The sequence below is a fragment of the Pseudomonas sp. AC083 genome, assembly GCF_979253165.1.
Map to the genome: position 1 here is coordinate 1 of NZ_CEEDDH010000178.1, position 264 is coordinate 264.

The window sequence follows — 264 nt, forward strand, 5'->3', positions numbered from 1 at the left end:
GTTTCTCCAACTCCAGGCAGCTCGGGAAATGCAGCATCAGAAGCATGGACAATGATTTCACCATTATCAAGCCCCACAACCAAACGTAATGAATGCCCAATATAACTCACATCTGACAGCACGCCAGATACATGGTTTGGCTGAACTTCCTTCTGCTCAGAAGAGATGCTGATTCTTTCAGGACGCAGCATAAGCAGTTGCTTTTCCCTTTTCTCTTGATGTGCCGCAGCCTGCAACTGAAGATGCTGACCGTTTGAATGGGTT

1 protein-coding gene is annotated in these 264 nt (G+C 47.0%); it reads right to left on the reverse strand.

Annotated elements, in window-relative coordinates; all coding sequences use genetic code 11:
* On the reverse strand, positions 1-264 hold a 264-nt coding region (locus tag AC0IXA_RS27625; protein ID WP_471814936.1), incomplete at both ends, for a TOBE domain-containing protein.